This window comes from Streptomyces sp. NPDC029836, assembly GCF_055574495.1.
Map to the genome: position 1 here is coordinate 68,536 of NZ_JBVHZI010000012.1, position 24,628 is coordinate 93,163.

At 71.0% G+C, this 24,628-nt stretch carries 23 protein-coding genes and 1 pseudogene; 11 read left to right on the top strand and 13 right to left on the bottom strand.

Translation table 11 applies throughout. The features are described 5' to 3' along the window. Nucleotides 1–205 precede the first annotated feature (205 nt). The 7 genes from ACZ4XJ_RS28920 to mscL all read left to right on the top strand — a co-directional run bounded on the left by ACZ4XJ_RS28920 (nucleotide 206) and on the right by mscL (nucleotide 7,029). Nucleotides 206–1,666: a potassium/proton antiporter gene (locus tag ACZ4XJ_RS28920; protein WP_362877703.1), complete on the top strand. Its 1,461-nt coding sequence runs from the start codon at nucleotides 206–208 to the stop codon at nucleotides 1,664–1,666. Between the two features lie 421 nt (nucleotides 1,667–2,087). After that, entirely contained in the window at nucleotides 2,088–3,431 is a 1,344-nt protein-coding gene (locus ACZ4XJ_RS28925; RefSeq protein ID WP_362877704.1) for an MFS transporter, read from the top strand. Between the two features lie 67 nt (nucleotides 3,432–3,498). Then, nucleotides 3,499–3,813 carry an FmdB family zinc ribbon protein gene (locus tag ACZ4XJ_RS28930; protein WP_362877705.1) on the top strand — a complete coding sequence of 105 codons (315 nt, stop codon included), beginning with the start codon at nucleotides 3,499–3,501 and terminating at the stop codon, nucleotides 3,811–3,813. A gap of 76 nt (nucleotides 3,814–3,889) precedes the next feature. Further along, nucleotides 3,890–4,723 (top strand): S-methyl-5'-thioadenosine phosphorylase, encoded by an 834-nt coding sequence (locus tag ACZ4XJ_RS28935; RefSeq protein WP_362877706.1) that lies wholly within the window; start codon nucleotides 3,890–3,892, stop codon nucleotides 4,721–4,723. Nucleotides 4,724–4,915: 192 nt separating this feature from the next. Then, nucleotides 4,916–5,479, top strand: coding sequence for a carboxymuconolactone decarboxylase family protein (locus ACZ4XJ_RS28940; RefSeq protein ID WP_362877707.1), 564 nt, complete (start codon nucleotides 4,916–4,918; stop codon nucleotides 5,477–5,479). Between the two features lie 437 nt (nucleotides 5,480–5,916). Next, on the top strand, nucleotides 5,917–6,345 hold the full coding sequence (locus ACZ4XJ_RS28945; protein ID WP_468497919.1) for a hypothetical protein: 429 nt from the start codon (nucleotides 5,917–5,919) through the stop codon (nucleotides 6,343–6,345). 180 nt (nucleotides 6,346–6,525) lie between these two features. Then, on the top strand, nucleotides 6,526–7,029 hold the full coding sequence (mscL, locus tag ACZ4XJ_RS28950; RefSeq protein ID WP_468497920.1) for a large conductance mechanosensitive channel protein MscL: 504 nt from the start codon (nucleotides 6,526–6,528) through the stop codon (nucleotides 7,027–7,029). Between the two features lie 13 nt (nucleotides 7,030–7,042). On the opposite strand, the gene ACZ4XJ_RS28955 is transcribed toward mscL, so the two are convergent. From ACZ4XJ_RS28955 to ACZ4XJ_RS29000, 10 genes are all read right to left on the bottom strand, one after another. Next, a complete protein-coding gene (locus ACZ4XJ_RS28955; protein WP_362877710.1) occupies nucleotides 7,043–7,297 on the bottom strand; it encodes a hypothetical protein in 255 nt (84 codons plus the stop codon). A 106-nt stretch (nucleotides 7,298–7,403) separates the two neighbouring features. Then, entirely contained in the window at nucleotides 7,404–8,831 is a 1,428-nt protein-coding gene (locus ACZ4XJ_RS28960; RefSeq protein WP_468497921.1) for a NarK family nitrate/nitrite MFS transporter, read from the bottom strand. A gap of 2 nt (nucleotides 8,832–8,833) precedes the next feature. Beyond that, nucleotides 8,834–9,247, bottom strand: a complete 414-nt coding sequence (locus ACZ4XJ_RS28965; RefSeq protein ID WP_468497986.1) for a hypothetical protein — start codon at nucleotides 9,245–9,247, stop codon at nucleotides 8,834–8,836. Next, nucleotides 9,199–9,885 carry a QcrA and Rieske domain-containing protein gene (locus ACZ4XJ_RS28970; RefSeq protein WP_468497922.1) on the bottom strand — a complete coding sequence of 229 codons (687 nt, stop codon included), beginning with the start codon at nucleotides 9,883–9,885 and terminating at the stop codon, nucleotides 9,199–9,201. Before ACZ4XJ_RS28970 ends, ACZ4XJ_RS28965 begins: the two co-directional genes overlap by 49 nt. Continuing rightward, nucleotides 9,882–10,481, bottom strand: a complete 600-nt coding sequence (locus tag ACZ4XJ_RS28975; protein WP_362877714.1) for a 4Fe-4S dicluster domain-containing protein — start codon at nucleotides 10,479–10,481, stop codon at nucleotides 9,882–9,884. Before ACZ4XJ_RS28975 ends, ACZ4XJ_RS28970 begins: the two co-directional genes overlap by 4 nt. Nucleotides 10,482–10,487: 6 nt before the next feature. Further along, nucleotides 10,488–12,815 carry a molybdopterin oxidoreductase family protein gene (locus ACZ4XJ_RS28980; RefSeq protein ID WP_362877715.1) on the bottom strand — a complete coding sequence of 776 codons (2,328 nt, stop codon included), beginning with the start codon at nucleotides 12,813–12,815 and terminating at the stop codon, nucleotides 10,488–10,490. Further along, nucleotides 12,812–13,912 (bottom strand): MFS transporter, encoded by a 1,101-nt coding sequence (locus tag ACZ4XJ_RS28985; protein WP_362877716.1) that lies wholly within the window; start codon nucleotides 13,910–13,912, stop codon nucleotides 12,812–12,814. Before ACZ4XJ_RS28985 ends, ACZ4XJ_RS28980 begins: the two co-directional genes overlap by 4 nt. A gap of 105 nt (nucleotides 13,913–14,017) precedes the next feature. Further along, nucleotides 14,018–14,881, bottom strand: coding sequence for a pyruvate formate-lyase-activating protein (gene pflA, locus ACZ4XJ_RS28990; RefSeq protein WP_468497923.1), 864 nt, complete (start codon nucleotides 14,879–14,881; stop codon nucleotides 14,018–14,020). Nucleotides 14,882–14,990: 109 nt separating this feature from the next. Beyond that, the gene (pflB, locus tag ACZ4XJ_RS28995) at nucleotides 14,991–17,261 is read right to left on the bottom strand and encodes a formate C-acetyltransferase (protein WP_468497924.1); all 2,271 of its coding nucleotides are present in this window, start codon (nucleotides 17,259–17,261) and stop codon (nucleotides 14,991–14,993) included. A 680-nt stretch (nucleotides 17,262–17,941) separates the two neighbouring features. Then, entirely contained in the window at nucleotides 17,942–19,348 is a 1,407-nt protein-coding gene (locus ACZ4XJ_RS29000; RefSeq protein ID WP_468497925.1) for a NarK family nitrate/nitrite MFS transporter, read from the bottom strand. Nucleotides 19,349–19,607: 259 nt separating this feature from the next. On the opposite strand from ACZ4XJ_RS29000, the pseudogene ACZ4XJ_RS29005 reads away from it, so the two are divergent. From ACZ4XJ_RS29005 to ACZ4XJ_RS29015, 3 genes and pseudogenes are all read left to right on the top strand, one after another. Then, nucleotides 19,608–19,679, top strand: a pseudogene (locus ACZ4XJ_RS29005) (hypothetical protein); the annotation flags it as partial. A 226-nt stretch (nucleotides 19,680–19,905) separates the two neighbouring features. After that, complete coding sequence (locus tag ACZ4XJ_RS29010; RefSeq protein ID WP_362877720.1) at nucleotides 19,906–21,072, top strand: low temperature requirement protein A; 1,167 nt, start codon at nucleotides 19,906–19,908, stop codon at nucleotides 21,070–21,072. Nucleotides 21,073–21,151: 79 nt separating this feature from the next. Then, a complete protein-coding gene (locus tag ACZ4XJ_RS29015) occupies nucleotides 21,152–22,405 on the top strand; it encodes a cytochrome P450 (protein ID WP_468497926.1) in 1,254 nt (417 codons plus the stop codon). Nucleotides 22,406–22,511: 106 nt separating this feature from the next. Here the strand turns inward: ACZ4XJ_RS29015 and ACZ4XJ_RS29020 are convergent, their stop codons facing one another. Further along, nucleotides 22,512–23,006 carry a DUF5949 family protein gene (locus ACZ4XJ_RS29020; RefSeq protein WP_362877722.1) on the bottom strand — a complete coding sequence of 165 codons (495 nt, stop codon included), beginning with the start codon at nucleotides 23,004–23,006 and terminating at the stop codon, nucleotides 22,512–22,514. 57 nt (nucleotides 23,007–23,063) lie between these two features. Then, nucleotides 23,064–23,678, bottom strand: a complete 615-nt coding sequence (locus ACZ4XJ_RS29025; protein WP_468497927.1) for a DUF4352 domain-containing protein — start codon at nucleotides 23,676–23,678, stop codon at nucleotides 23,064–23,066. Nucleotides 23,679–23,897: 219 nt separating this feature from the next. Between ACZ4XJ_RS29025 and ACZ4XJ_RS29030 the strand changes: the two genes are divergently transcribed. Next, entirely contained in the window at nucleotides 23,898–24,347 is a 450-nt protein-coding gene (locus ACZ4XJ_RS29030) for a DUF6299 family protein (protein WP_468497928.1), read from the top strand. 109 nt (nucleotides 24,348–24,456) lie between these two features. Here ACZ4XJ_RS29030 and ACZ4XJ_RS29035 read toward each other — a convergent pair whose 3' ends face one another. Then, the gene (locus ACZ4XJ_RS29035; RefSeq protein ID WP_362877725.1) at nucleotides 24,457–24,624 is read right to left on the bottom strand and encodes a hypothetical protein; all 168 of its coding nucleotides are present in this window, start codon (nucleotides 24,622–24,624) and stop codon (nucleotides 24,457–24,459) included. Nucleotides 24,625–24,628 lie beyond the last annotated feature (4 nt).

The window sequence follows — 24,628 nt, forward strand, 5'->3', positions numbered from 1 at the left end:
GCGGGGTCGCGGGTGCTGAGGACAAGGCCGATCCGGCGTTTCACAATGTGAGGAGCGCGTCAAGAAAGCGTCAAAGATTAGGTAAAGTAACGAAGTACTTGCCGAATGCGCCCTCGGGAGGAACGATCCGCCGGGCGGCGCCTCCAGGAAGGGCCGCCCACTGACTGTCCACACGCTCAATGAGCTCCTGCTGGTCTGCTCGCTCGTGCTGCTCGTCGCCGTGGCGGCGGTGCGCGTCTCGTCGCGCAGCGGACTTCCCAGCCTGCTCATCTACCTCGGCATAGGCATCGCGATAGGCCAGGACGGCATCGGCAACGTCGTCTTCGACAACGCCGAACTGACCCAGGTCATCGGCTATGCCGCGCTCGTCGTGATCCTCGCCGAGGGTGGTCTGGGCACCAAGTGGAAAGAGATCAAACCGGCCCTCCCGGCCGCGATCATGCTGTCGCTGGTGGGCGTCGCGATCAGCGTCGGCGTGACGGCGGCCGGGGCGCACTACCTGGTCGGACTGGAATGGCGGCAGGCGCTGCTGGTCGGCGCGGTCGTCTCCTCGACCGACGCGGCGGCCGTGTTCTCGGTGCTGCGCAAGGTCCCGCTGCCCTCCCGGATCACGGGTGTGCTGGAGGCCGAGTCGGGCTTCAACGACGCTCCCGTCGTCATCCTGGTCGTCGCCTTCGCGACGGTCGGTCCGGTCGACGACTGGTACATGCTGCTCGGCAAGATCGCGCTGGAGCTGGCCATCGGCGCCGCCATCGGCCTGACGGTCGGCTTCCTCGGTTCGTACGGGCTGCGGCACGTGGCCCTGCCCGCCTCGGGCCTCTACCCGATCGCCGTGATGGCGATCGCGATCACCGCGTACGCGGCCGGCGCGATGGCGCACGGCTCCGGCTTCCTCGCGGTGTACCTGGCCGCGATGGTGCTCGGCAACGCCAAGCTGCCGCACTGGCCGGCCACTCGGGGGTTCGCCGACGGGCTGGGCTGGATCGCCCAGATCGGCATGTTCGTGCTGCTCGGCCTGCTGGTCACGCCGCACGAGCTGGTCCACGACTTCTGGCCCGCCGTGATCATCGGACTGGTGCTCACGATGGTGGCGCGGCCGCTGGAGGTCTTCGTCAGCCTGCTGCCCTTCCGTATCCCCTGGCAGGAGCAGGCCCTGATGTCATGGGCGGGACTGCGCGGCGCGGTGCCCATCATCCTGGCGACCATCCCCATGGTGTCCGGGATCGAGGGCAGCGAGCGGGTCTTCAACATCGTCTTCGTGCTGGTCGTCGTCTACACCCTGGTGCAGGGTCCGACGCTGCCGTGGTTGGCGCGCAAGCTGGAACTCGGCGACACCGACGAAGCCGCGTCGGACCTCGGCATCGAGTCGGCGCCGCTGGAGAAGCTGCGCGGGCACCTGCTGTCCTTCGCGATCCCAGCCGCCTCGCGGATGCACGGCGTGGAGGTCAGCGAGCTGCGGCTGCCCGCGGGGGCTTCCGTGACGTTGGTCGTCCGGGACGCGAAGAGCTTCGTACCGGCGCCGTCGACCGTGCTGCGCCGCGGGGACGAGCTGCTGGTCGTGGCCACCGATCCGGTGCGGGACGCGGCGGAGGCGCGGCTGCGCGCCGTGGCCCGCGGCGGCAAGCTCGCGGGGTGGCTGGGAACCGGTGGCGCGGCGTCACTCTAGGTGGCGGAGGCCGGCCGGAACCGGGCGCGTATGAACGTTTTTCGTTAGAGCGACGTTCTAATTCGGCCAATTTCAGTGGTGTGTGACCGACCTTGCCCCTATATCGGTGGTCAGGGAATGCGAAGTTCCGGTTAATCGCAGGTGAAGTCATGCCTTGTCACCGTAATCACAGGGCGTGCTAGCGCATTCCCCTGTATGATGAAGGCACACCAGATCGAACCAACTCTGCCTGACGCAGAGCTGGCGCGACCGCAAAGCGGCCGTGGCTCCCTCCCGCAGTCCGCAGTGGGCGCCCAGGTATCACTCGGTTCTGCGCAAGAGGACAGCTCTCGGGGCTCCCACATGTACGGGTGCGGCCGCTCACAAGGCGGCGCATCGTCCGCAGACGGGGAGTTCTACCAGGCAGCGGAAAGGCCAGGCCGTGACATCCGCGGTCACGACCGACAAGTCCGCCCGCCCCGGCTACGGGCAGCTGCTGCGCACGCCCGGTGCCCTCTCCTTCGTCCTCCCCGGCTTCGCCGCCCGTCTGCCGTTCGGCATGCTGACCATCAGCATCCTGCTGCTCGTCCAGCACTCCACGGGCTCCTACGGCGACGCCGGCATCGTCGCCGCCGTCACCGGCGTCTCCATGGCCCTGTTCGCCCCGGTCATGGGCAAGCTCACCGACCGCCGCGGCCAGAGCGCCGTCCTGGTTCCGGCCGTGCTCGTGCACGCCGTCGCCGTGAGCGCCCTGACGGCGCTCGCCCTGATCGGCACCCCGCTGTGGGTGCTCGCGCTGGCCGCCGTCCCGGCCGGCGCCTCCGTCCCGCAGGTCGGACCGATGGTCCGGTCCCGCTGGGCGGCCAAGCTGGAGGGCTCCCCGCTGCTGCCGACCGCGGCCGCGTTCGAGTCCGTCACCGACGAGTTCACCTTCGTCGTCGGGCCGGTGCTCGCCACCGCCCTGTGCACGGGCGTCCACCCCGCGGCCGGTCTGGCCACCGAGGCCGCCCTGACCCTGCTCGGCGGCCTGTTCTTCGCCGCGCAGCGCTCCACCGAACCGAAGGCGACCCCCGCCCTCGCGAACGGCGAGAAGCACGCCGCCGCCCTCTCCTTCCCGGGCCTGCGCGTCCTGGTCGTCGCGTTCATCGGCATCGGCGCCGTCTTCGGCGGCATGCAGGTCTCCCTCGCCGCCTTCTCCAACGAGATCGGCAACCCCGGCGCGAACGGCATGCTGTACGGCGTCTTCGCCGCGGGCAACATGATCGCCGGCATCGCGATGGGCGCCATCGCGTGGAAGATCGGCCCGCGCCGCCGGCTGATCCTGGGCTACGTCGGCCTGACCGCCGCCGCCTCGCTCCTGTGGGCCGCGAACTCCGTGGTCCTGCTGGGCGCGCTCGGCCTGGTCGTCGGCCTGTGCATCGCCCCCGCGCTGATCACCGGCTACACCATGATCGAGCAGCTCATCCCGGCCGCCTCGCGCACCGAGGCCTTCACCTGGCTGACCGGCGCGGTCGCCTTCGGCCAGGCCGGCGCCGTGACCCTGGCCGGCCGCCTGACGGACGCGCACGGATCCTCGTACGGCTTCCTCGTGCCGCTCGTCGCCACCGTCGTCGCGCTCGCCACCTTGCTGGCGCTGCGCGCGAAGCTGGCCCCGACGGCCCCGAGCCGGATCGTGAGCTCGTCCTCGACGGGCACCACGAGCAGCTCGGCGGCCACCGCTCCGGTCGCCCGTAATCGGGTGAACGAGCGTGGGATCGGTCACCGCACGCCGGTGACGGTGGACTGATCCGCCGGAATACGTCACCATGGAGCGTCGTTAGCACTCATCGAGTCAGAGTGCCAGGAGGAAATTCGTGCCGACCTATCAGTACCAGTGCACCGAGTGCGGTGAGGGCCTTGAGGCCGTGCAGAAGTTCACCGATGACGCACTGACCGTGTGCCCGAGCTGTGACGGACGCCTGAAGAAGGTGTTCTCCGCGGTCGGCATCGTGTTCAAGGGCTCCGGTTTCTACCGGAACGACAGCCGCGGCTCCGCGTCGAGCAGCACGCCCGCCGCGAAGCCGGCGTCGACGACGACCGCGACCGCCGCCCCGGCAGCGTCGTCCTCCTCGTCGTCCGCGGGCTCGTCCGGCTCGGGCAGCAGCGCCGGCTCCACGTCGGCCGCCTGACCTCGTACGTCTTCCGTAAGGCCCCGTCGCCCCTGTGGGCGGCGGGGCCTTGCGCGTCCCCGGCTAGGGTGACGGCATGGCGAATGCAGAGATCGGTGTAATCGGCGGATCGGGCTTCTACTCCTTCCTTGAGGACGTCTCCGAGATCCGGGTGGAGACCCCGTACGGGCCCCCGAGCGACTCCCTGTACCTGGGCGAGCTGGGCGGCCGCCGGGTGGCGTTCCTGCCCCGGCACGGGCGCAGCCACACGGTACCCCCGCACAAGATCAACTACCGCGCGAACCTGTGGGCGCTGCGCTCCGTCGGCGTCCGCCAGGTGCTGGGCCCCTGCGCGGTGGGCGGCCTGCGCACGGAGTACGGGCCGGGCACGCTGCTCGTCCCCGACCAGCTGGTGGACCGTACGAAGTCCCGCGCCCAGACCTTCTTCGACGGGGAACCGCTGCCCGACGGGTCCGTCCCGAACGTCGTGCACACCACCTTCGCCGATCCGTACTGCCCGGTCGGGCGCTCCGTGGCCCTGGCGGCGGCGCGCGGGCGGGACTGGGAGCCGGTGGACGGCGGCACCATGGTCGTCGTCGAGGGGCCGCGCTTCTCCACCCGCGCCGAGTCCCGCTGGCACGCGGCGGCGGGCTGGTCGGTGGTCGGCATGACCGGGCACCCCGAGGCGGTCCTCGCGCGCGAGCTGGGGCTCTGCTACACCTCGATGGCGCTGGTCACGGACCTGGACGCGGGCGCCGAGACGGGCGAGGGCGTGTCCCACACCGAGGTCCTGCGGGTGTTCGGCGAGAACGTCGGCCGACTGCGCGAGGTCCTCTTCGACGCGGTGAAGGCGCTGCCGGAGACGAAGTCCCGCGACTGCCTGTGCACCCACGCCCACGACGGCTGGGACCTGGGGATCGAGCTGCCGTAGGCGGGGGCGGGGGCGTGGCCGGGCGGGACGGGTGTCGGGTGCGGGGCCGGGGCCGGGTTCGGGGCCGGGTTTTGGTAGGGGCCGCATTTCGCCGCGAAGGGATTTCGCGGAAGGTGTCACGTTCCGCGCGGTGCCTTTGTCTCCATGGTGAACGGGCGGCCATCACCCGCCCCCGACCGGAAGAGGCCGATCATGCCGCGCATCTCGCTCACCCCGCCGCGCACGCTCCTCGTACGGATCGCCACCTGGTACTCGCGCCGCACCTACGGCAAGGTGCTGGAGCCGGGGCTGGCGTACGGACACAACCCGCGCGTGCTGTTCTCGTACGTCCGGCTCGAACAGCGGGCGGCGAAGTGGAACAAGCTCGACGCCGGGCTGAAGCACCTCGCGGTCATGGCCACCGCGGCGCGGGTCAACTGCTCGTGGTGCATGGACTTCGGTCAATGGGCCGGCGCCGGGCTGGGGTTGTCGCCGGAGAAGATCGAGCGGGTGCCGCGGTGGCGGGAGGCCCGCGAGGTGTTCACCGCGACCGAGCTGCTCGTCATGGAGTACGCCGAGGCCATGACCGAGACCGAGCCGACGGTGACCGACGAGCTGGCGGCGCGGCTGATCGGGCTGCTGGGCGAGGAGGCGTTCGTCGAACTCACCGCCATGGTCGCCCTGGAGAACTTCCGCTCGCGCGTGAACAGCGCCTTCGGCATGACCAGCCAGGGGTTCACCGAGGCCTGCACGGTGCGGCCCGCCGCCACGGCGTGAGGGGGCCGGGGCGTCCGGGGCATCGGGCCGGTTCGGCGTACTGAGGCGGTCCGGGACGTGAAGCCGGCTCGGGAGGCCCACTCGTCCGGGAGGCCCACTCGTCCGGGTGACGCGGTTGTCCACAGCCTGGGGACCGTCCACAGGGCGGAGCGGGATGCGGTGGCGGGGCGGATCGTGAGGGGTGTTCGGGCGCCCGCCCGGACACCGGAACTTGATCAGTTCGGCGGTGCCCCACCATGTCCAGGACCACTCCCCCGAGCCTCCGCGGCTCGCTCCCGACCTCCCTCGCGGCTTCGCCGTCGGCGTGTTCGCCGGCTGCTGCCTGTTTGCCCGTCGCTGCGGGCGCCCCGGCTGTCGCGGTCGCCTCCGTCCCCGGGTGTTCTCCCGCTTCCCCGTGTCCCCCCGCGCGCCCCGTTCCGCTGTTTCCCCCGCTGCGCGTGGGGCGGGGCGGGGGCCGGCTGCGCCGCGCGGTGCGGCGTCGGCGGCGTGCCGCCTCGGCCGGGCTGGCCGTGACGGCGGCGGCGCTGGTCGTCGGCGGGACGGAGGCCCGGGCGGCACGGAGCGCGCCGCCGCCCGAGGTGAAACCGCCGCAGGCGGTGGTGCGCATGGTCTCCGCCCCGGTGCGCATCGCCGACGCGGCGACGGTGGGGCTGTTGCGGCCCGGGGACCGGGTGGACGTGGTGGCGGCGGAGCGCGCGGGGCCGCCCCGAGTGGTGGCTGCGGGGGCGCGGGTGACCGAAGTCCCGCGCGCGGAGCGGGACGTGGGGGACGGCGGGGCGCTGGTGGTCCTGTCGGTACCCCGGGACACCGCGCGGGCGCTCGTCGGTGCGGGCACGGTGGCGAAGCTGGCGGTGACGCTGTGCTGATCCGCACCTCGCCGGTCCGCCGGGCGCTTCGCACGACTCCGTTTCGCGCGGCGCCGATTCGCACGGGCGAGCAGTCAAGTCACTTCAAGGAGGGCAGCGATTGGACACGCCGGGCCCGGACTGCCGTAGCTTTCGGAACCGTTGGCTCCAAGTTCCGTAGGTGCGAAGAAAGGCTCAGTGGTGAGCGAGAAGAAGAAGGAGAGCGTCCTGGCGGGCTTCAAGGCCTTCCTGATGCGCGGCAACGTCGTCGACCTGGCGGTGGCGGTCGTCATCGGCGCCGCTTTCACGAACATCGTGAACTCGCTCGTGAAGGGCATCATCAGCCCGGTCATCGGCGCCATCGGCACGAAGAACCTGGACGTCTACAAGTCCTGCATCAAGAACCCTTGTGGCATCGGCAAGGACGGCCAGCCGACGGGCGTGGAGATCCTCTGGGGTTCGGTCCTGAACGCCACGCTGACCTTCCTGATCACCGCTGCCGTCGTCTACTTCCTGATGGTGCTGCCGATGGCGAAGTACCTCGCCAAGCAGGAAGCGCGCCGCAAGGCCAAGGAGGGCGTGCAGGAGACCATGGAGATCACCGAGCTGGAGGTCCTCAAGGAGATCCGGGACGCGCTCGTCGCACAGGGCGGCGCGAACGGCGGGGGCGCCCCCGGGGCGCCGGGGTCGCGCGACGCCTTTTGACCGCCGCGGCGGATCAGATGTGGTGCGGGGGCTTCTCGTCGAGGAAGCGGGCCAGGTCGGCCGCGCTTCCGCCGGCGGGAGCCCGTTCGCCCCAGCCGCGGTCCGAGTCGTCGGAGGACTGCTGGTCCAGCGGGTCGTCGAAGACCAGGCGCGGCGCGGGCTTGGCCGGTGCGGGCTTCGACGGCGCGGGCTTCGGTTCGGGCTCCGCCGACTGCGCCTCGGTCTCGGGCTGCGGGGGCTGCGGTTCGGAGGCGCGGGCGGTGCTCATGCCTCCAGGGTACGGCCGCCCGGTCGGCGGCCCCCGTCCCGGCCGCCGACCCCGCCTCCGTTCCCGGTACCACTCGCGGTGCTCCCCGTACCCGTACCGCCGCTCGTCAGCTGGGGGCTTCCGCGCCCTTGCGGGCGTAGAACCACCAGCACACGGCGAGGCAGGTCGCGTAGAACCCGATGAACAGCCACAGCGCGTTCGTGACCGCCATGGCGGCGAACATCGCGGGGATGAAGAAGAAGCCGTAGGCGGCGATGGCGGAGGAGAAGCCGGTGACCGCGCCCGCCTCCATCTCGGACTGCTTCATGGCGGCCGCTTGTGCCTCGGGGCCCTGGCCCTCGGCCCGGCGCATGTGCTGGTCCCGGAAGATCACCGGGATCTGCCGGAAGGTGGAGCCGTTGCCCAGTCCGGAGAAGGCGAAGGCCACCAGGAAGCCGATGAAGAAGGCCCAGAAGCTGCCCTGGTCGTCGCCGTGCGGCAGTGCGTAGATCACGACCACCAGGGCCGCGGCCATGCCGACGAAGGACAGCATGGTCACCTTGGCGCCGCCGATGCGGTCGGAGAGCCAGCCGCCGGCCCAGCGCATGAGGGCGCCGATGAACGGGCCGATCCAGGCGTAGGTGGTGGCCTGGTAGCCCTGGGACTCGAAGTTGTTCTTGATCAGCAGGGGCAGGCCGGCGGCGAACCCGATGAAGGAACCGAAGGTGCCGACGTAGAGCCAGGTCATCAGCCAGTTGTGCTTGCGCTTGAAGATGATCTTCTGCTGGCTGAACGGGGCCGAGGCCACCTTCAGGTCGTTCATCAGGAACCAGGCGAGCGCCGCCATGATCACCAGGAGGGGCACCCAGAGGAAGGCGCCGTTCTGGAGCCAGATGTCGGTGTCGTTCTTCGCGTCGTGCTGCGGGCCACCGGCGGGGGCGCCCAGCACGGCGGCGGTGACCACCAGCGGCGCGACCAGCTGGACCACGCTCACGCCGAGGTTTCCGAGCCCTCCGTTGAGGCCGTTGGCGCTGCCCTTCTCCCGTTTGGGGAAGAAGAAGCCGATGTTCGCCATCGAGGAGGCGAAGTTCGCGCCGCCGATCCCGCAGACGGCCGCGATGAGGACCAGCTCCCAGTAGGGCGTTCCGGTGTCCTGGAGCGCGAAGCCCAGCCACAGCATCGGGGCGACCAGGATGATCGTGCTGAACGCGGTGAACTTGCGCTCGCCGAAGATCGGCCCGATGAAGGTGTACAGGATCCGGAAGGTGCCGCCGGTGAGGCCGGGTATGGCGGTCAGCCAGAACAGTTGCGACTTGGAGAACGCGAAGCCGACGTCGTTCAGCTTGACCACGGTCACCGACCAGACCTGCCAGACCACGAAGCCGAGCATCAGCGCGGGGATGGACACCCACAGGTTGCGCTGGGCGACCCTGCGGCCGGTGGACTGCCAGAAGCCGTCGTCCTCGGGCCGCCAGTCCCCGATCGTGGCACCGGGCTTGTAGGTCTCCGCACGGTGCGAACGCACCGCGGACGGGGTGGGCGTGGGTATGGACATGGTCATCGGTCCTTCGGGTCGAGGAGCCACAGACCGATCACGACGAGGAAGGACAGGATCAGGAATCCCGCCCCCCACCAGGCCGTGCCGGTGTTTCCCTTCATCCACTCGTTGACGGTGACGGTCAGCGCCCAGAGCTGCCCGATGACGACGGTCAGGGCCAGGGCGAGGCGCGCGTTGAGCTTCGAGGAGCGTTCCGGCTCCTGTTCGGTGCCGGCTCCGGGGCCGGGGCCGGTGTGCCGGATCCGCGGGTCCCCGTAGCCGCTCGTGGGGCGGATCTGCGGATACCGCTCGCGCACCGGGCGGTTCAGTCGGGGCTCCGCGCTGCCGGGCCGGTAGCCGGGGCGCGGGGGCAGGGGTGCTTCGCTCACGTCCGTCCGCTCCCGGTCGTCGTGGCGCGGGCCGCCGCGGGGCAGCCCAGGCGTTGGGCCATCTCCGGTCGGGACTCGCCGAACTGCCGGCACAGGGCTTCCTTGGCCGGTTCTCCCGACCGGGCGGTGGCGACGGCCCAGACGCTGCCGTCGGCCTGCTCGGTCAGGATGATCCTGGGGAGGGGGCGGGGCGGTGGCCCGGCCGTCACCTCTCCGGTGCGGGCGTCGAAGACGCCCTCGTGGCAGGGGCAGTACAGCTCCCCGTCGGCGCCCCGGTCCTCGCGCCAGAGGACGCCGCAGGCCAGGTGGGTGCAGACGGCGGAGTAGCCGACGAGGCTGCCGTCGGACAGCCGGACGGCCAGCGCCCGGTCCTCCTCGCCGGGGAAGCGGAAGGCGACGGACTGCCCCGGGGGCAGGTCGTCGGCGACCCGCTTGGCCTCGGGCAGGGTCTCGCTGTCGCCGTGCCGGTGCAGGATGCCGGCGGCGACGCCGACCCCGCCGATGGCCAGGCCTCCGGAGACGGTGGCGACGATCCGCAGGTAGTCGCGGCGGGTGGTGAGGGAGTCGGCGCTGATCCGATCGCGCAGTTGGTCCGCCGCGGCGTCGCCGTCGGGTCCGCGGCCGTGGCCGTGGCCGTCGGGTCCGGGTCCCGGGCCGGGTGGGGGCTGCTGGGTCACGCTCATCGGACATCCACTCCGTTGATCTCGACGACGGGCAGACCGCCGGGAACGGGCCACTGGACCTTGTCCGCTGGGACGACCATCGCCACGCCGGTGCTGACGACGACGTCACCGAAGACGAAGGAGTCGGCGACCTGTACGCCGGGGCGTTCGGCCCGGAGTTCTTCGAGGGTTCCGTAGAACAGCGCCCCGGTCGGGCAGACCGTGGCGCACATGGGGGCCAGGCCGTAGGCGGTGCGGTCGTAGCAGAGGTTGCACTTCATCTGGAGCTTCGCCTGGAGGTCGATCTTCGGCACGCCGAAGGGGCAGGCGTTGACGCAGTTGGCGCAGCCGATGCAGCGGGTGGTGTCGGCCTGTTGCACCACTCCGTCGGCGGTGACGAGGATCGCGTCGGCCGGGCAGACCTCGGCGCAGGGCGCGACCGGGTCCTCGCAGTGCATGCAGACGGTCGGGAGGGAGGCGACGGACATGCCGGGGTCGGTGTAGTCCAGGTGGATCATCGACTTGCCGCGGTGCGAATCGCATTCGCGGCAGGCGGAGACGCAGGCCTGGCAGCCGATGCAGCGGCCCGGATCGATGAAGATCGTGCGACCCATCATGGCGCGTCAGCTCCTCTCGGCCGTGCCACGCCCCTGCGGGGACGTCGGCGGCAGGGCGTCGGTGCGGGAGACCTGGGTCTCCGGGTAGGCCTCGTGGCCGGGGGCCGTGGGCGGCGCGGGCACCTCGTCGACCCGTTCGGCGGCCTCGATGCGCGCGGCGCACACCTTGTACTCGGGGATCTTCGAGCGGGGATCGAGGGCGTCGATGGTCAGGGCGTTCGCGGCCGTCGGGACGGGCCAGTGGTACGGGATGAAGACCGTGTCGGGGCGGATGGCCTCGGTGACCAGGGCCGGGAACACCTCGCTGCCGCGCCGGGTGACGACCCGGACCGGATCGCCGTTGCGGAAGCCGTGCGAGGGGTGGACCTCCACCCAGGGCCTCGGGGTCTGTTCCACGAGGGCGCCCAGACGGCGCGTCTGGTTGCCGGAGAGGAAGTGCGCGACGGTGCGCCCGGTGGTGAGGGAGAGGGGGTACTCCTCGGTGTAGGGGTCCATCGGCGCGTGCCACTCGACGACCTGGAGGTGGATCTTCCCGTCGGGGTGGTAGGTGGTGCCGCCCTCGAACAGCCGGGGCGTGCCCGGGTGGTCGGTGGACGGGCACGGCCACGCGATGCCGCCGGTCTCCTCCAGCCGCTCGTAGGTGATGCCGTAGTAGTCGTTGACGGTGCCGGCGGAGGCCACGCGCAGCTCCTCGAACACCTCGCGCGAGCCGGGGAAGTCGAACTTGTCGCCGACGCCCAGGCGGCGGGCGAGCTCGCACATCACCCAGGTGTCGGTGCGCACCCCCGCGGGCGGCTCCTGCGCCTTGTTGTGCTTGACGACGCGGGCCTCGGTGTTGGCCATGACGCCCTCGTCCTCGGCCCACACGGTGACGGGGAAGACGACGTGGGCGTTGGTGGCGGTCTCGGAGAGGAAGAAGTCGAACTGGGCATGGAATTCGAGGGCGTCGTAGCCGTCCTTGACCGCGCCGTAGTTGGGCAGCGACACGAAGGGGTTGTTGCAGATGCCGATGAGGCCGCGGATCTCCCGGCGCTGCATCTGCCAGACCATCTCCATCATGGAGGTTCCGGCGAGGGGCAGTTCGGACTCCTCGATGCCCCAGATCCGGCAGATCTGGCGGCGGTGCTCCGGGTTCATGATGGAGCGCCCGCCGGGCAGCAGGTCCGACTTCTGGCCGTGCTCGCGGCCGCCCTGCCCGTTGCCCTGTCCGGTGATGGTTCCGTAGCCGGCCCCGGGCTTGCCGATGTTCCCGGTGGCGACGCACAGGTTGATGATGGACAGGCAGTTCTCGACGCCCTGCGAGTGGTGCTCGACGCCCCGGGCGTGGAAGGCCATGGCGTTGCCCGCCCGGCCGAACGTCCGGGCCACCTGGACGACCTGTTCCTCGGGGATCCCGCAGATCGCGGCCGCGCGGGCGGGCGGGTAGTCCTGAACGTTCTCCCGGACCTCCTCCCAGCCGGTGGCGTGGGCGGCGAGGTAGGCCTCGTCCGCCAGCCCCTCGGCGATGATCACGTGCAGGACGGCGTTGAAGAAGGCGGAGTCCGTGCCGGGCTTGAGGGCGACGTGGATGTCGGCGGTGCGGGCGATGGCCGTCTCGCGGGGATCGACGACGATCAGCGAGGCACCCCGGTCCCGGGCGCCCCACACGTACTGGGTCATCACGGGGAAGCACTCCCCCACGTTGGACCCGGCGATCAGCAGGCAGTCGGTGAGGAGGATGTCCGAGAAGGGGTTCCCGGCCCGGTCGATGCCGAAGGCGAGCTTGTTGGCGCCGGCCGCGCTGACCATGCAGAGGCGGCCGTTGTAGTCCACGTGCCGGGTCTTGAGGGCGACCCGGGCGAACTTGCCGACGAGGTAGGTCTTCTCGGAGTAGAGGCTGGCCCCGCCGAGCAGCCCGAAGGCGTCGTTGCCGTGCTCGGCCTGGATGCGCCGGACCTCGGAGACGGTGAAGTCCAGCGCCTCGTCCCAGGAGCACTCGCGGAACTCCTCGTCCCGCGAGCGGCGCACGAGCGGGGCCGTCAGCCGGTCGGGGTGGTTGACCTGCTGGTAGGCGTTGATGCCCTTGGGGCACAGCCGCATCCGGTTGATGTCGTGGTTGCGGGGCTCCACGCCGAAGACCTTGCCGCCCTTGTCCACGCGCAGGTACATGCCGCACTGGACGCCGCAGAAGCAGCAGTGGGTGGGGACGAGGGTCTCGCCGTTCTGGTCGGCGTGCCACTGGTCGGCGGGGATGCCGCCGGCGTCGCGGAAGTTGCGGGTGCCGGGCGGGGCGATGGACGGGTCGAGGGGGATCGGGGCCGTGCCGGCCGCCCGGGCGGGGTCCGTCGCGGTCACTTGAAGCCCTTCTTGACGTGGGTCAGGTAGGCGTTGCCGCGCAGCATCCGCTTGCAGCGAGGGCAGTATTCGGCCCAGGCGTCGAAGTCGAGCTTCAGGTCTTTCATCGTGCCGCGCAGGTTCTCCACGTACGGGGCGGTGTCGACGGGCTCCCCGCAGCGCTTGCAGGCGAAGACCTGCTCGTCCTGGCGGCCGGTGTACTTGAAGAGCTGCATGCCGACGGCGGCGGGCCGCTGGACGATGTGGAAGAACTTCCCGAACGGGATGTAGATGAGGGTGAAGACGACCGACACCATGTGCAGGATCGCGAGGAACTCGTAGCCGCCGCCGTGCAGGAAGATCGACGAGAAGGTCAGCAGCAGCCCGGTCACCGAGATGACGATCAGGCAGATCAGCGGCAGCAGGTCGTACGCGAAACGTTGGCCGGTGATGGCGCCGCGGTCCTTCATCCGGCGCCACAGGAAGTACGAGGCCCCGGGGATGACGAGGACGGCCGCGATGTCCAGGCCGTGGAACATCAGCCAGCCCAGGATGCTCAGCGAGTCGAAGCCGAGGACCTTGATCCCCCAGATCCGCATCGCGTAGCCGGGGCCGGCGCCGCTGTCGGAGGTGAAGGTGAACCAGCCCCAGGTGAGGGGGAAGGTGATCGCGGCGGCCAGCAGGCAGCCCCAGAAGATCAGCTGATGGGCGGCCCAACGGCCGCGCGAGCGGGCGCCGAGGAACTTCTGGAAGCCGAGGTAGGTGGCGATCATCCTGGGCAGCGCGGTGGGAGCCTTCTTGAAGTTGGCGACCGAGAAGAAGCTGCCGAACCCCTTCTTGAAGAGGCGGCGCGCACCGGGCGCCGAGACCCACACCGTGTAGCGGTAGGCCACGCCGAAGGCCAGGAAGACGGTGGCGACGGCGTACGGCAGCAGGGCGGAGTCGAAGTCCCGCAGGAGCCGGCTGCCGAGCACGATCGCGGCGATGAGCAGCAGCGACACGACGACGCCCGCCAGGGTGGCCCGTGCGGTGACGGACCGGCCGGCGGGCGGCGGGGTGCCGGGCACCCCGGGCGGCGGTGGCGGGGCTTCGACGATGACTTCTGTGGGCTCGGACACAGCCACCACGCTAGGTGGTTCGTCCCGTTTCGGCCTCTTGTGCCCGTGATGTGGTTGGGCCGAACGGGTCGGCCGGGTCGGCCGGACGCGCGCCCGCCGGCCCGGTCAGACGGCCGTCAGGCCCCGGGCGGCGAAGACCGCCTTCGCCGCGGCGACCTGCTCCGCGTCGGGCGACGGGGTGTCGTGCAGGGTGAACGGCATGCCCAGGGCCTCCCACTTGCTCTCGCCGAGCTTGTGGAACGGCAGGACGTCGACCCGCGAGACGTTGCCGAGCGCGGCGGCGAAGTCGGCGACGCCCTCGACGTTCTCCCGCGCGTCGGTGAGCCCGGGGACCAGGACGAACCGCAGGTGCACCTCCTTGCCGAGGTCGGCGAGGCGGCGGGCGAAGTCCAGGGTGGGCTCCAGCGGGCGGCCGGTGACCTTCCGGTAGGTGGCGCGGTCCCAGGACTTGATGTCGAGCAGGACGAGGTCCACGTCGCGCAGCAGGGCGTCGGTGGCGCGGGCGCCGAGGAAGCCGGAGGTGTCCAGGGCGGTGTGCAGGCCGAGGTCGTTCTTCATCCGGTGCAGCAGCTCGCCCGCGAAGACGGGCTGCAGGAGGGGCTCGCCGCCGGAGATGGTGGCGCCGCCGCCCGATGCCGAGATGAACCGGGTGTACTTGCGTGCTTCGGCGATGACCTCGTCGGCCGCGGTGCGCTTGCCGTTGCGCATCCGCAGGGTGTCGGGGTTGTGGCAGTACAGGCAGCTGAGCGGGCAGCCCGCGAGGAACGTGACGAAGCGCGTCCCGGGGCCGTCGACGCCGGTGGACAGGTCCCAGGAGTGCACCGAGCCCTCGCTCGGTCGCTGCGTCGCGGCGGCGGCCGGCGTCCGGCCGGCGCCGGCGCCCGTGGTGACGGCGCCCGTGGTGACGGCGCCCGTGGTGACGGCGTTGGCCCGGCCAACGGGGATGCTCGTACCGAAGAGGACGGTCATGGCAGGCGCTCCAGAGTGGGCCGGTGTCCGTGGGATCGAGGTGGGACGCGCGGTCCCGGGGCCGGGGTGAGGGGTGAGGCCCCGGCCCCGGGCGGCGCGGTTCGGGGCTCTACAGCGAGCCGTGGAAGGTGCGGTTCAGCACGTCGAGCTGCTGGTCCCGCGTGAGCCGGACGAAGTTCACCGCGTACCCGCTGACCCGGATGGTCAGCTGCGGGTAGTTCTCCGGGTGCTCCATGGCGTCCATGAGCGTGTCGCGGTTGAGCACGTTCACGTTCATGTGGAAGCCGTCGCCGGCCATGTAGCCGTCGAGGACGCCCGCCAGGTTCTTGATCCGCTCCTCGGGGGTGCGGCCCAGGCCGTCGGGGGTGACGGTGTTGGTCAGCGAGATGCCGTCCTCGGCGTCCCCGTAGGGCAGCTTGGCGACCGACAGCGCCGAGGTGACGTAGCCGTGGGTGTCGCGGCCGTTCATCGGGTTGGCGCCCGGGGAGAAGGGCTCGCCGGCGCGGCGGCCGTCCGGGGTGTTGCCGGTCTTCTTGCCGTAGACGACGTTCGAGGTGATCGTCAGCACCGACTGGGTGTGCTCGGCGCCCCGGTAGGTCTCGTGCTTGCGGACCTTCTTCATGAACTCCTCGACGAGCCAGACGGCGATGTCGTCGACGCGGTCGTCGTTGTTGCCGTAGGCCGGGTAGTCGCCGTCGATGACGTAGTCGGTGGCGAGGCCGGTCTCGTCGCGGACGGCCGTGACCTTGGCGTGCTTGATGGCGGAGAGGGAGTCGGCGGCGACGGACAGGCCGGCGATGCCGCAGGCCATGGTGCGGCGCACGTCGCGGTCGTGGAGGGCCATCTCGATGCGCTCGTAGGCGTACCGGTCGTGCATGTAGTGGATGACGTTCAGGGCGTGCACGTAGGTCTGCGCGAGCCATTCCATCTGCTCGTCGAACTTCGCCATGACCTGACCGTGGTCGAGCACCTCGGAGGTGAGCGCGCCGGTCTCCGGGCCGACCTGGGCGCCGGACTTCTCGTCGCGGCCGCCGTTGATCGCGTACAGCAGGGTCTTGGCGAGGTTCACCCGGGCGCCGAAGAACTGCATCTGCTTGCCGACCGGCATCGCCGAGACGCAGCAGGCGATGGCCGTGTCGTCGCCGAAGCGCGGGAGCATCAGCTCGTCGGACTCGTACTGCACCGAGGAGGTGTCGATCGAGACGCGGGCGCAGAACTCCTTGAAGCCCTGGGGCAGCCGGGGGGACCAGAAGACCGTCATGTTCGGCTCGGGGGCCGGGCCGAGGTTGTAGAGGGTCTGGAGGTACCGGAAGGAGCTCCTGGTGACCAGTGGGCGGCCGTCCTCGCCCATGCCGGCGATCGATTCGGTGACCCAGGTGGGGTCGCCGCTGAAGAGCTCGTCGTACTCCGGGGTGCGCAGGAAGCGGACGATGCGGAGCTTGATGATGAAGTCGTCGACCAGTTCCTGGGCCCGCTCCTCGGTGAGGAGACCGGCCTCGATGTCGCGCTGGAGGTAGACGTCCACGAAGGTCGAGGTGCGGCCCAGCGACATGGCGGCGCCGTTCTGCTCCTTCACCGCGGCCAGGTAGGCGAAGTACAGCCACTGGATGGCCTCGCGGCCGGTGGAGGCGGGTCCGGAGATGTCGCACCCGTAGGAGGCGGCCATCGCCTTGAGTTCGGCGAGCGCCCGGATCTGCTCGGAGAGCTCCTCGCGCAGGCGGATCGTCTCCTCCAGCGAACGGTGGCCCCCGGGGAGCGCGTTGAGCTCCTCCTTCTCCTCCTTCTTGAAGGCGATGAGGCGGTCGACGCCGTAGAGGGCCACGCGCCGGTAGTCGCCGATGATGCGGCCGCGCCCGTAGGCGTCGGGAAGGCCCGTGACGATGCCGGCCTTGCGGGCGGCGCGGATCTCGGGGGTGTAGGCGTCGAAGACACCGGCGTTGTGCGTCTTGCGGTAGTCGGTGAAGACCTTCTCCAGGTCCTCGGAAACCGGGTAGCCGTAGGTCTCCAGGGCGCCGGCGACCATGCGCCAGCCGCCGTACGGCATGATCGCGCGCTTGAGCGGGGCGTCCGTCTGGAGGCCGACGATCAGGTCCTTGTCGCGGTCGATCCAGCCGGGGGCGTGCGCGGTGATCGTCGACGGGATGTCGTACGCGACGTCGTGGACGCCCTTCTCGCGCTCCTCGGGGAACTTGTCCGTGATGGCCTTCCACACGGCGGTGGTCCGCTCGGTGGGGCCGGCGAGGAAGGTGTCGTCACCCTCGTACGGCGTGTAGTTCTGCTGGATGAAGTCGCGGACGTCTATGGAGTCGCGCCACGGACCGCCCTTGAAGCCGTCCCAGGCCTCCGCGCTCTTCGTGGTTTCCGCAGGGGTGGCAGTCATGGCCGGCACCTTCTTCAGTCGCCTCGTTGCTTGCTTCCATTGCACGCCTTTTGATCGATCATTTGGGGCCGCGTTGGTCCCGAGCTGGGGCCCGAAGGTCCCGCCGCTTGCGGGCGTCGGTTCACCACACCCCCCCTGACCTGGGAATTTGATGGGGCCATAAGTCCGTCGTGCGCTTGTGAAAACATTCACAAGAATCTCGGATCGGGACCGACAAGTCAGATCATCCGAACAGGGGCGAGGCCTGTGGATACCGCGACGCACGTCGTGACCGGTCCCGGCAGCATGAGGGAGTGCTTGACGACGGAGCGGCCTCACCGATGGGGGGCCGGAGAGGAGCAGCAGCATGAGCGCGAAGAGCCAGGGGTCGGTCCGCGCGACTCCGCCAGGTGTGCCCGTGAGGTACGAGGACCAGCGCGCCCGCGCTCCCGGCCCCCTGCGGGACCAGGCCCGGGCGGGGGCGAAAGGCGCCATCGCGCCCGAGGCCGACCGGCCCGGGTGCGCGGGGTCCCCGGCGGCGCTCCCGGCGGCGGCGCTCCCGGCCGCTCCGGGACGGCACGGCGACCGGGGCGAGGACGCCGAGCAGGACCGCGGGGACGACCACGGCCACGATGCGGGGCGGGTTCCCGCATCCGGCACGGTCGGGCGCCGCGACCCGGGGGACCTTTCCGGTCACAGCACTAGCTGGGGGCTTCCGCGCCCTTGCGGGCGTAGAACCACCAGGCGACGACGACGCAGCTGGCGTAGAAGGCCACGAAGCCCCACATCGCGCTGGTGACCGCGAAGTTCGCGAACATCGCCGGGATGAAGAAGAAACCGTAGGCCGCGATGGCGGCGGTGAAGCCGGTCACCGCGCCCGACTCGATCTCCGCCTGCTTGAGCGCGGCCGCGTACTGCGGGGTGCCCTCCGTCAGGCCCTTCAGGTGCTGGCCGCGGAAGACGACCGGGATCTGGCGGAAGGTCGAGCCGTTGCCGATGCCCGAGAAGAAGAAGGCCGCCAGGAAGCAGAGGAAGAAGCCGTAGAAGGAGCCCGGGTCGGAGCCGGCCGGCAGGAACGTGATCACGCCGATGATCGAGACGGCCATGCCGACGAAGGACAGGATCGTGACCCGGGCGCCGCCCGACTTGTCGGCGATCCAGCCGCCCGCCCAACGCGCCAGGGCGCCGATGGCCGGGCCCATCCAGGCGTGGGTCGCCACCGAGTAGTCGGGGAAGGTGGTCTTGATGAGCAGCGGCAGCGCGGCGGCGAAGCCGATGAAGGAGCCGAAGGTGCCGACGTAGAGCCAGGTCATCAACCAGTTGTGCTTGCGCTTGAAGATGACCTTCTGCTGGCTGAAGGGGGTGGAGGCGACCTTCAGGTCGTTCTGTCCGAACCAGGCGATCACCGCGAGGACGATCAGGACGGGCACCCAGACGAAGGCGGCGTTCTGGAGGTAGATCTCCGAGCCGTCGCCCTTCTTCTGGCCGGCGCCGATCGCCAGCACGGAGGCGGTGATCAGGATGGGCGTCAGCAGTTGGACCACCGAGACGCCCAGGTTGCCGAGACCGCCGTTGATGCCGGTCGCGTTGCCCTTCTCCTGCTTCGGGTAGAAGAAGCCGATGTTGGCCAGCGAGGAGGAGAAGTTGGCGCCGCCGATACCGCAGAGCGCGGCGATCGCGACCATCGTGGTGTACGAGGTGTTGGGGTCCTGCACCGCGAAACCGAGCCACAGCAGCGGCACGATCAGCACCACCGTGGAGAGCGCCGTGAAGCGGCGCTGCCCGATCATCGGGCCGAGGAAGGTGTAGAAGACGCGGGCGGTGCCGCCCGTGATGCCCGGTACGGCGGTCAGCCAGAACAGCTGCGACTGCGAGAAGCCGAAGCCGACGTCCTTCAGGTTCGTCGCGGTGATGCTCCAGACCTGCCACACCACGAAGGCCACCAGCAGCGCCGGCACGGCGATCCACAGGTTGCGCGTCGCGACCTTCTTGCCGGTGGTGCGCCAGAAGGTCGGATCCTCCGGCGTCCATTCGGTGATGGTGCGGCCGGGGCGGTACTGCGCCGGATCGGCCAGCACCTCTGGCACTTGCTGCGTGGCGGTACTCATCGCGTGATCCTGAACGTCGAGAAGGGTCCTGACCTATCCAGGTTCCGCCCGCACCACCGTCCCGCATCAGGGGCGAACGTCGTGTGGGCGACAGGACAAGGTCCTGTCGCCCACACGACGTTCGGCGGCGGATCAGCGCAGGGCGACCACCGGCAGGGAGACCCGCGGGCACAAGCAGGTCTTCGACCTGCGCACCGGTGTCTGCCTGGACGACCTGTCGGAGCTGCTGGTGGCGGACCACGGGCCGGGCCGCGTCCCGGTGGTCCCCGCGTACCTCACCTCGGCCGGGCCCACCGTCCCCGAGGCGCTCGCCGCGCTGCGGGAAGCCGGGCACCGTCGGATCGCGGTCGCAGCGCACCTGCTCGCGCCGGGCCGCTTCACCCGGGCCCTGGCCGACGTCGGGGCCTGGGCGGTCACCGATCCGCCGGCCGACCATCCGCGGATCGCCCGGCTGGTGCTGGACCGGTACGAGTCCCAGGAGTCCGCCCGGGGTACCCGCGTCCCGCCGGCCGCGCGCCTCGCCTACCGGCAGGCCCGGCTTTGCTGTGCTGAGCGGTATGACGTACGTACCGATGACCGCCCGCAGCCGCCACGAGGACCATCGGGCGGCGACCCCGCTGGAGCTGTTCTTCGACCTCTGCTTCGTCGTCGCGATCGCTCAGGCCGGGGCACGGCTGGTGCACTCCCTCGCGGAGGGGCATCCGGGCGCCGGGGTGATCGGCTACTTCTTCGTGTTCTTCGGCGTGTGGTGGGCGTGGATGAACTTCACGTGGTTCGCCTCCGCCTACGACTGCGACGACGTGCCGTACCGGATCGCCACGCTCGTCCAGATCGCCGGTGTCCTCGTCTACGCGGCGGGCGTGAGCCGGGCCTTCGACGACAACGACTGGGGCGTGGCCGTCATCGGCTACCTGATCATGCGCGTGGCGCTCACCGCGCAGTGGTTGCGCGCGGCGGCCGGGGAGAGCGGCCCGGCCCGCCGGGCCGCGTTCACCTACGCGGCGGGACTGGTGGGGTGCCAGGCGGGCTGGGTGGCCCTGCTGTTCGCCCCGGAGGACTCCCGGCGCTGGCTGTTCCTGGTGCTGGTGGTGGCCGAACTGTTCGTTCCGGTGGTGGCCGAGCGCGGTCACCAGACGCCCTGGCACGCCCACCACATCGCGGAGCGGTACGGGCTGTTCACCATCATCGTGCTCGGTGAGACGATCGCCGCCTCCACCGTGGCGGTGAAGTCGGCGCTCGACGAGCACGAGGCTCTCGGCGAGCTGCTGCCCATCGCCGCGGGCGGCCTGCTGATCGTCTTCGCCGCCTGGTGGATCTACTTCGCGGTCCCGATGCACACCCGGCTCAACTCCAACCGCGACGCCATCCCGTGGGGCTACGGGCACCTGCTGGTCTTCCTCGCGGGCGCGGCGATCGGTGCGGGCATCGAGGTCGCGGTGGAGCACGCGGTCGGCAAGGCGCACATCTCGCAGCCCGCTGCGAACGCCGCCGTCACCGTCCCCTCCGCGCTGTTCCTGCTGATGGTGTGGCTGCTGCACTCGCGCTACTTCAAGCGCGGGCCCGCCCAACAGTTGGTGCTGCCGCTGTCCGCCGCGGCGCTCCTCGCTTGCACCTGGGCGGGCCCGTACGCGGTCCTGTGGGCGGGCCTGGTCGCGACGCTCACGGTGGTGGTCGGCCAGACCCTGGCGGTGCGCGGCCCGGGAGCCCGCGGCGCCGCCGGGTGAACGCCGCCGGACCCGTCACCCCCGCGCCCCCGGATCCGTTCAGCAGCGCAGCGGAACGGCAACAGGAAGGGACGGGCCCATGACACTGCCCCCACAACAGCACGCGGACGCGGTCGACCCCGCAGGAGAGCTCGCCGACCCGGGGTTCTGGCAGCTCCCCCCGGACCGGCGGCTGGCGACCTTCGCCCGCCTGCGCGCCCTGGACGCGCCGGTGTTCGTCCCCGAGGGGGCGGGCCACTGGGCCCTCGTACGGCACGCGGACGTGCAGGAGGCGAGCCGGCTGCCGAAGGTGTTCGCGAGCGCGCCCGGCGTCACGACCCCCGAGCCGGCCCGCTGGGTGCGCGCCCTGTTCGGGGACTCGATGGTCAACCTGGACGGCCCCGACCACGCGCAACTGCGCAAGATCGTGCAGCGGGCCTTCACCCCCCGACTGCTGGCGGCCGCGGAGCAGGACATCCACGCGGTGGCGGCCCGCATCGTGGACGACGTACTGGCCGAACGGCCGGACGAGTTCGTCTCGGCGGTGGCCTCCCGGCTCCCGCTGGAGGTCATCTGCAACATGATGGGGATCCCCGAGCGCTACCGGGCGGAGATCGCCGACCGGGTCAACCACGCCTCGGAGAACATCGGCGTGGAGCGGGGCCTGGCGGCCCGACTGCGGATGCCCGGGCGCGGGCTGCGGGCGCTGGCCCGGATGCAACGGATGGTCGCCGGCATCGGCCGGGAACGGCGCAGGCACCCGACGGACGACCTGATCTCGGCACTGGTCACCGCGAACGTCGACGGCCAAGCCCTCGGCGCCCGCCAACTGGGCGCCTTCTTCTCCCTGTTGATGGTCGCCGGGGTGGAGACCACCCGCAACGCCATCACCCACGGCCTGACCCTGCTCACCGACTTCCCCGAGCAACGCGACCTACTGCTCGCGGACTTCGAGACGTATGCGGACGGCGCCGTGGACGAGATGATCCGCCACTCGACGCCCATCATCCAGTTCCGCCGCACGGTCGTCGCCGAACACGGCCTGGGCGGTCGGCTGTTCCGACCGGGCGAGAAGGTGGTGCTGTACTACGCCTCCGCCAACCGCGACGAAGCCGTCTTCCCGGACCCGGACGCCTTCGACATCACCCGCTCCCCCAACCCCCACCTGGGCTTCGGCGGCGGCGGACCGCACTTCTGCCTGGGCGCGCACCTCGCCCGGGTCGAGATGAAGGCCCTGTTCCGCGAGCTGCTCACCCGCCCGGTGGGCCTGCGCGCGGTGGGCCTGCCCGACCTGGCCGGCTCCAGCTTCGACAACCGGGTGCGTTCGCTGCGGTTCGCCTTCGAACGCCCCTGACCCACAAGGACGGACGGGCCGGGGGACCGGCCACCGGGCAGGCTGGGAGCCCGGCGGCCGGAGCGGAAGGAAGGCGAACCACGAACGGCGGTCAGGCCCCGCACCGTCACTTCTGCAGGCTCTGCACCGTCACGACGCAGTGCGCGCTGCTCGTCAGCACTTCCTCGTCACCCGCGAACGCCTGCAGGATCTCCGCGGTGACGGGCTTGCCGGGAACCGCCTCGGGCCAGGCGCGGGTGGCGAACAGGAAGTACGCCTGCCCGCTCTCGTTGGCCGCGTCCACCCACTCCGGCGGCGCGGTGCAGGTCGCGTTGAGCCCCGGCAGGGTCAGCGCGATCTGGTTGTCCGCGAGCAGGACCTTCACGTCGAACTTGTGCGGGTTGCGGGTGCCGTCCATGACCACGTCCCCGATGGGCAGGCCGATCTCCTCCAGCAGCCCCCGGGCAGCCGCCTCGCCGGCCTCCCGGCCCTTGGGACCGTCACCCAGCGTGTAGGCGAGGAGGTACGGGATGTCGTGCCCCTCGGAGGGGTCGCCGATCCAGGCGAGCACCGAAAGGGTGCCGAGGTGGGACCGGTCGATTTCGGCTTGCGTAGAAGTCATGCGCCGCACCTTAGTGGGCCGTCACCCGACCCTTTCACGGCCTTTCACCCGCCCGGGCTAGACCGCCCAGAAACCCCCTCCGGAATTCGCCTGCATGTTCGCGTCCTGGTACTGGACCCGTACGATCCGCGCGCTTTCCGGAATTTCGAACACGACCCAGCCCTCGGCCCGCTCACCGACCTCCAGGGAATCGAAGACGAGGGGTTTGCCGGTGGTCAGTTCCCCGGTGCGCACGACGGGGTGGCGCTTGCCCGCGCTGTCGTGCGCCCACATGCGCCCGAGAGCCCCGTACGAAGCTCCGCCGACGTTGACGAACGACATCGAGGCGGCCACCCACCGCTTCCCGGCCGGCGGCACGAAGTTCGGCTCCACGCTCACCGCCGGGTCGACGAACGCGGCGAGCACCACCTGGAGGTGACGGCCCACCTCGCGCCCCCGGACCCGTACGGAGTCACCCACATGGGCTTCCTTCACGGCGGCCGGCCTCACCTCGCGCGGGAGCGCGGCCGGGTCTTCGTCGGCGCCGGGCGCTCCGTCGTCGATCGGGACGGCGGGCGCCGCGGCGGGGGCGACCGCGGCCCCCTCGGACTCGCCGGAGCAGCCGGTGGCGCCGAGCAGCAGGAGCGGGATCAGGGCCGCGCCGGCGAAGGCGGGGACGGAAAGGCAGCGCATACGGGATCCCTTCGGGGATCTTCGAACTTCGGGAATTTATTCCGGTCAGTTTCACGCGCCCGAGCGGGCAATTGCACACACCGACACGGGCGGAGGGCGCGAGTTGCCCGCCAACTGCCAGCACAATGCGTTCCGACGGAATACCGCCACCCGCGTCCACCCGTTCATCCACATGCCCGTCCACCGGCTCATCCACATGCCCGTCCACCTGGAGGAAGAATGCGCACGACCGCCGTCCGACTGGCCCTCACGGCCTGCTCCGCACTGGCCGCCACCGCCGCCCTGGCCGTTCCCGCGGAAGCCACCGTTTTCCATCAGGAGATTTCCGTACGGCCGGATGCCCACATCACCCCCGACGGCAGGATCACCCTTTCCGGGACCTACAGCTGCGAGGCCGCGTCACCCGTCGGAGCGGTTCAGATCCGCGCGACCGTGATCCAGGAGGGCGTCCGCGTGACGATGGGCGCCGGCGACGCCGTCTGCGACGGGCACCAGCACCCGTGGCGGGCGCAGAGCAAGCCGGGTCGCACCTGGGGCGTGCAGGGAGGCGCCGCCCGCGCGGTGGCGCAGCTCCAGGAGATCCACTTCGGTGGCGGTATGTTGCCCCGGTCCGTCGACACCGTCGCCGAAGACGCCCGCGACGTCACGGTGCACGACCGCCGCCGCTAAAGCCCGCCGCCGCTGGACCGCCGCCGCCGGACGCCGTCCCGGGCCGGGCTCCCGCGTCGTCCGTCGTCCGGTCATCCGGTAGCCGCCGCTACCGGAACCCGGGCGCTCGTTACCGGCACTCGGGCGCTTCGCCCGTCATCGACATGAACGCCACCGTCTGGCACCCGGGGTCCGCGTGCGGACGCCCCGTCGTCCAGTCCACGACCGTGGGGACCCCGGCCACCAGCAGCAGGGCCGCCAGTAGCGCGGTGACCGCGCCCCGGTTCAGGCGGCGCACTGGG

Bases quoted from the DNA above. Each gene is read 5' to 3' on its own strand.
- ACZ4XJ_RS28975 (WP_362877714.1), bottom strand. From the start codon at position 10,481: ATGATGGGTCGCACGATCTTCATCGATCCGGGCCGCTGCATCGGCTGC.
- ACZ4XJ_RS28935 (WP_362877706.1), top strand. From the start codon at position 3,890: ATGGCGAATGCAGAGATCGGTGTAATCGGCGGATCGGGCTTCTACTCC.
- ACZ4XJ_RS29025 (WP_468497927.1), bottom strand. From the start codon at position 23,678: ATGCGCTGCCTTTCCGTCCCCGCCTTCGCCGGCGCGGCCCTGATCCCG.
- ACZ4XJ_RS29030 (WP_468497928.1), top strand. From the start codon at position 23,898: ATGCGCACGACCGCCGTCCGACTGGCCCTCACGGCCTGCTCCGCACTG.
- ACZ4XJ_RS28960 (WP_468497921.1), bottom strand. From the start codon at position 8,831: ATGTCCATACCCACGCCCACCCCGTCCGCGGTGCGTTCGCACCGTGCG.
- ACZ4XJ_RS29010 (WP_362877720.1), top strand. From the start codon at position 19,906: ATGACGTACGTACCGATGACCGCCCGCAGCCGCCACGAGGACCATCGG.
- pflB (WP_468497924.1), bottom strand. From the start codon at position 17,261: ATGACTGCCACCCCTGCGGAAACCACGAAGAGCGCGGAGGCCTGGGAC.
- ACZ4XJ_RS29020 (WP_362877722.1), bottom strand. From the start codon at position 23,006: ATGACTTCTACGCAAGCCGAAATCGACCGGTCCCACCTCGGCACCCTT.
- pflA (WP_468497923.1), bottom strand. From the start codon at position 14,881: ATGACCGTCCTCTTCGGTACGAGCATCCCCGTTGGCCGGGCCAACGCC.
- ACZ4XJ_RS29015 (WP_468497926.1), top strand. From the start codon at position 21,152: ATGACACTGCCCCCACAACAGCACGCGGACGCGGTCGACCCCGCAGGA.
- ACZ4XJ_RS28940 (WP_362877707.1), top strand. From the start codon at position 4,916: ATGCCGCGCATCTCGCTCACCCCGCCGCGCACGCTCCTCGTACGGATC.
- ACZ4XJ_RS28970 (WP_468497922.1), bottom strand. From the start codon at position 9,885: ATGAGCGTGACCCAGCAGCCCCCACCCGGCCCGGGACCCGGACCCGAC.
- ACZ4XJ_RS28955 (WP_362877710.1), bottom strand. From the start codon at position 7,297: ATGAGCACCGCCCGCGCCTCCGAACCGCAGCCCCCGCAGCCCGAGACC.
- ACZ4XJ_RS29000 (WP_468497925.1), bottom strand. From the start codon at position 19,348: ATGAGTACCGCCACGCAGCAAGTGCCAGAGGTGCTGGCCGATCCGGCG.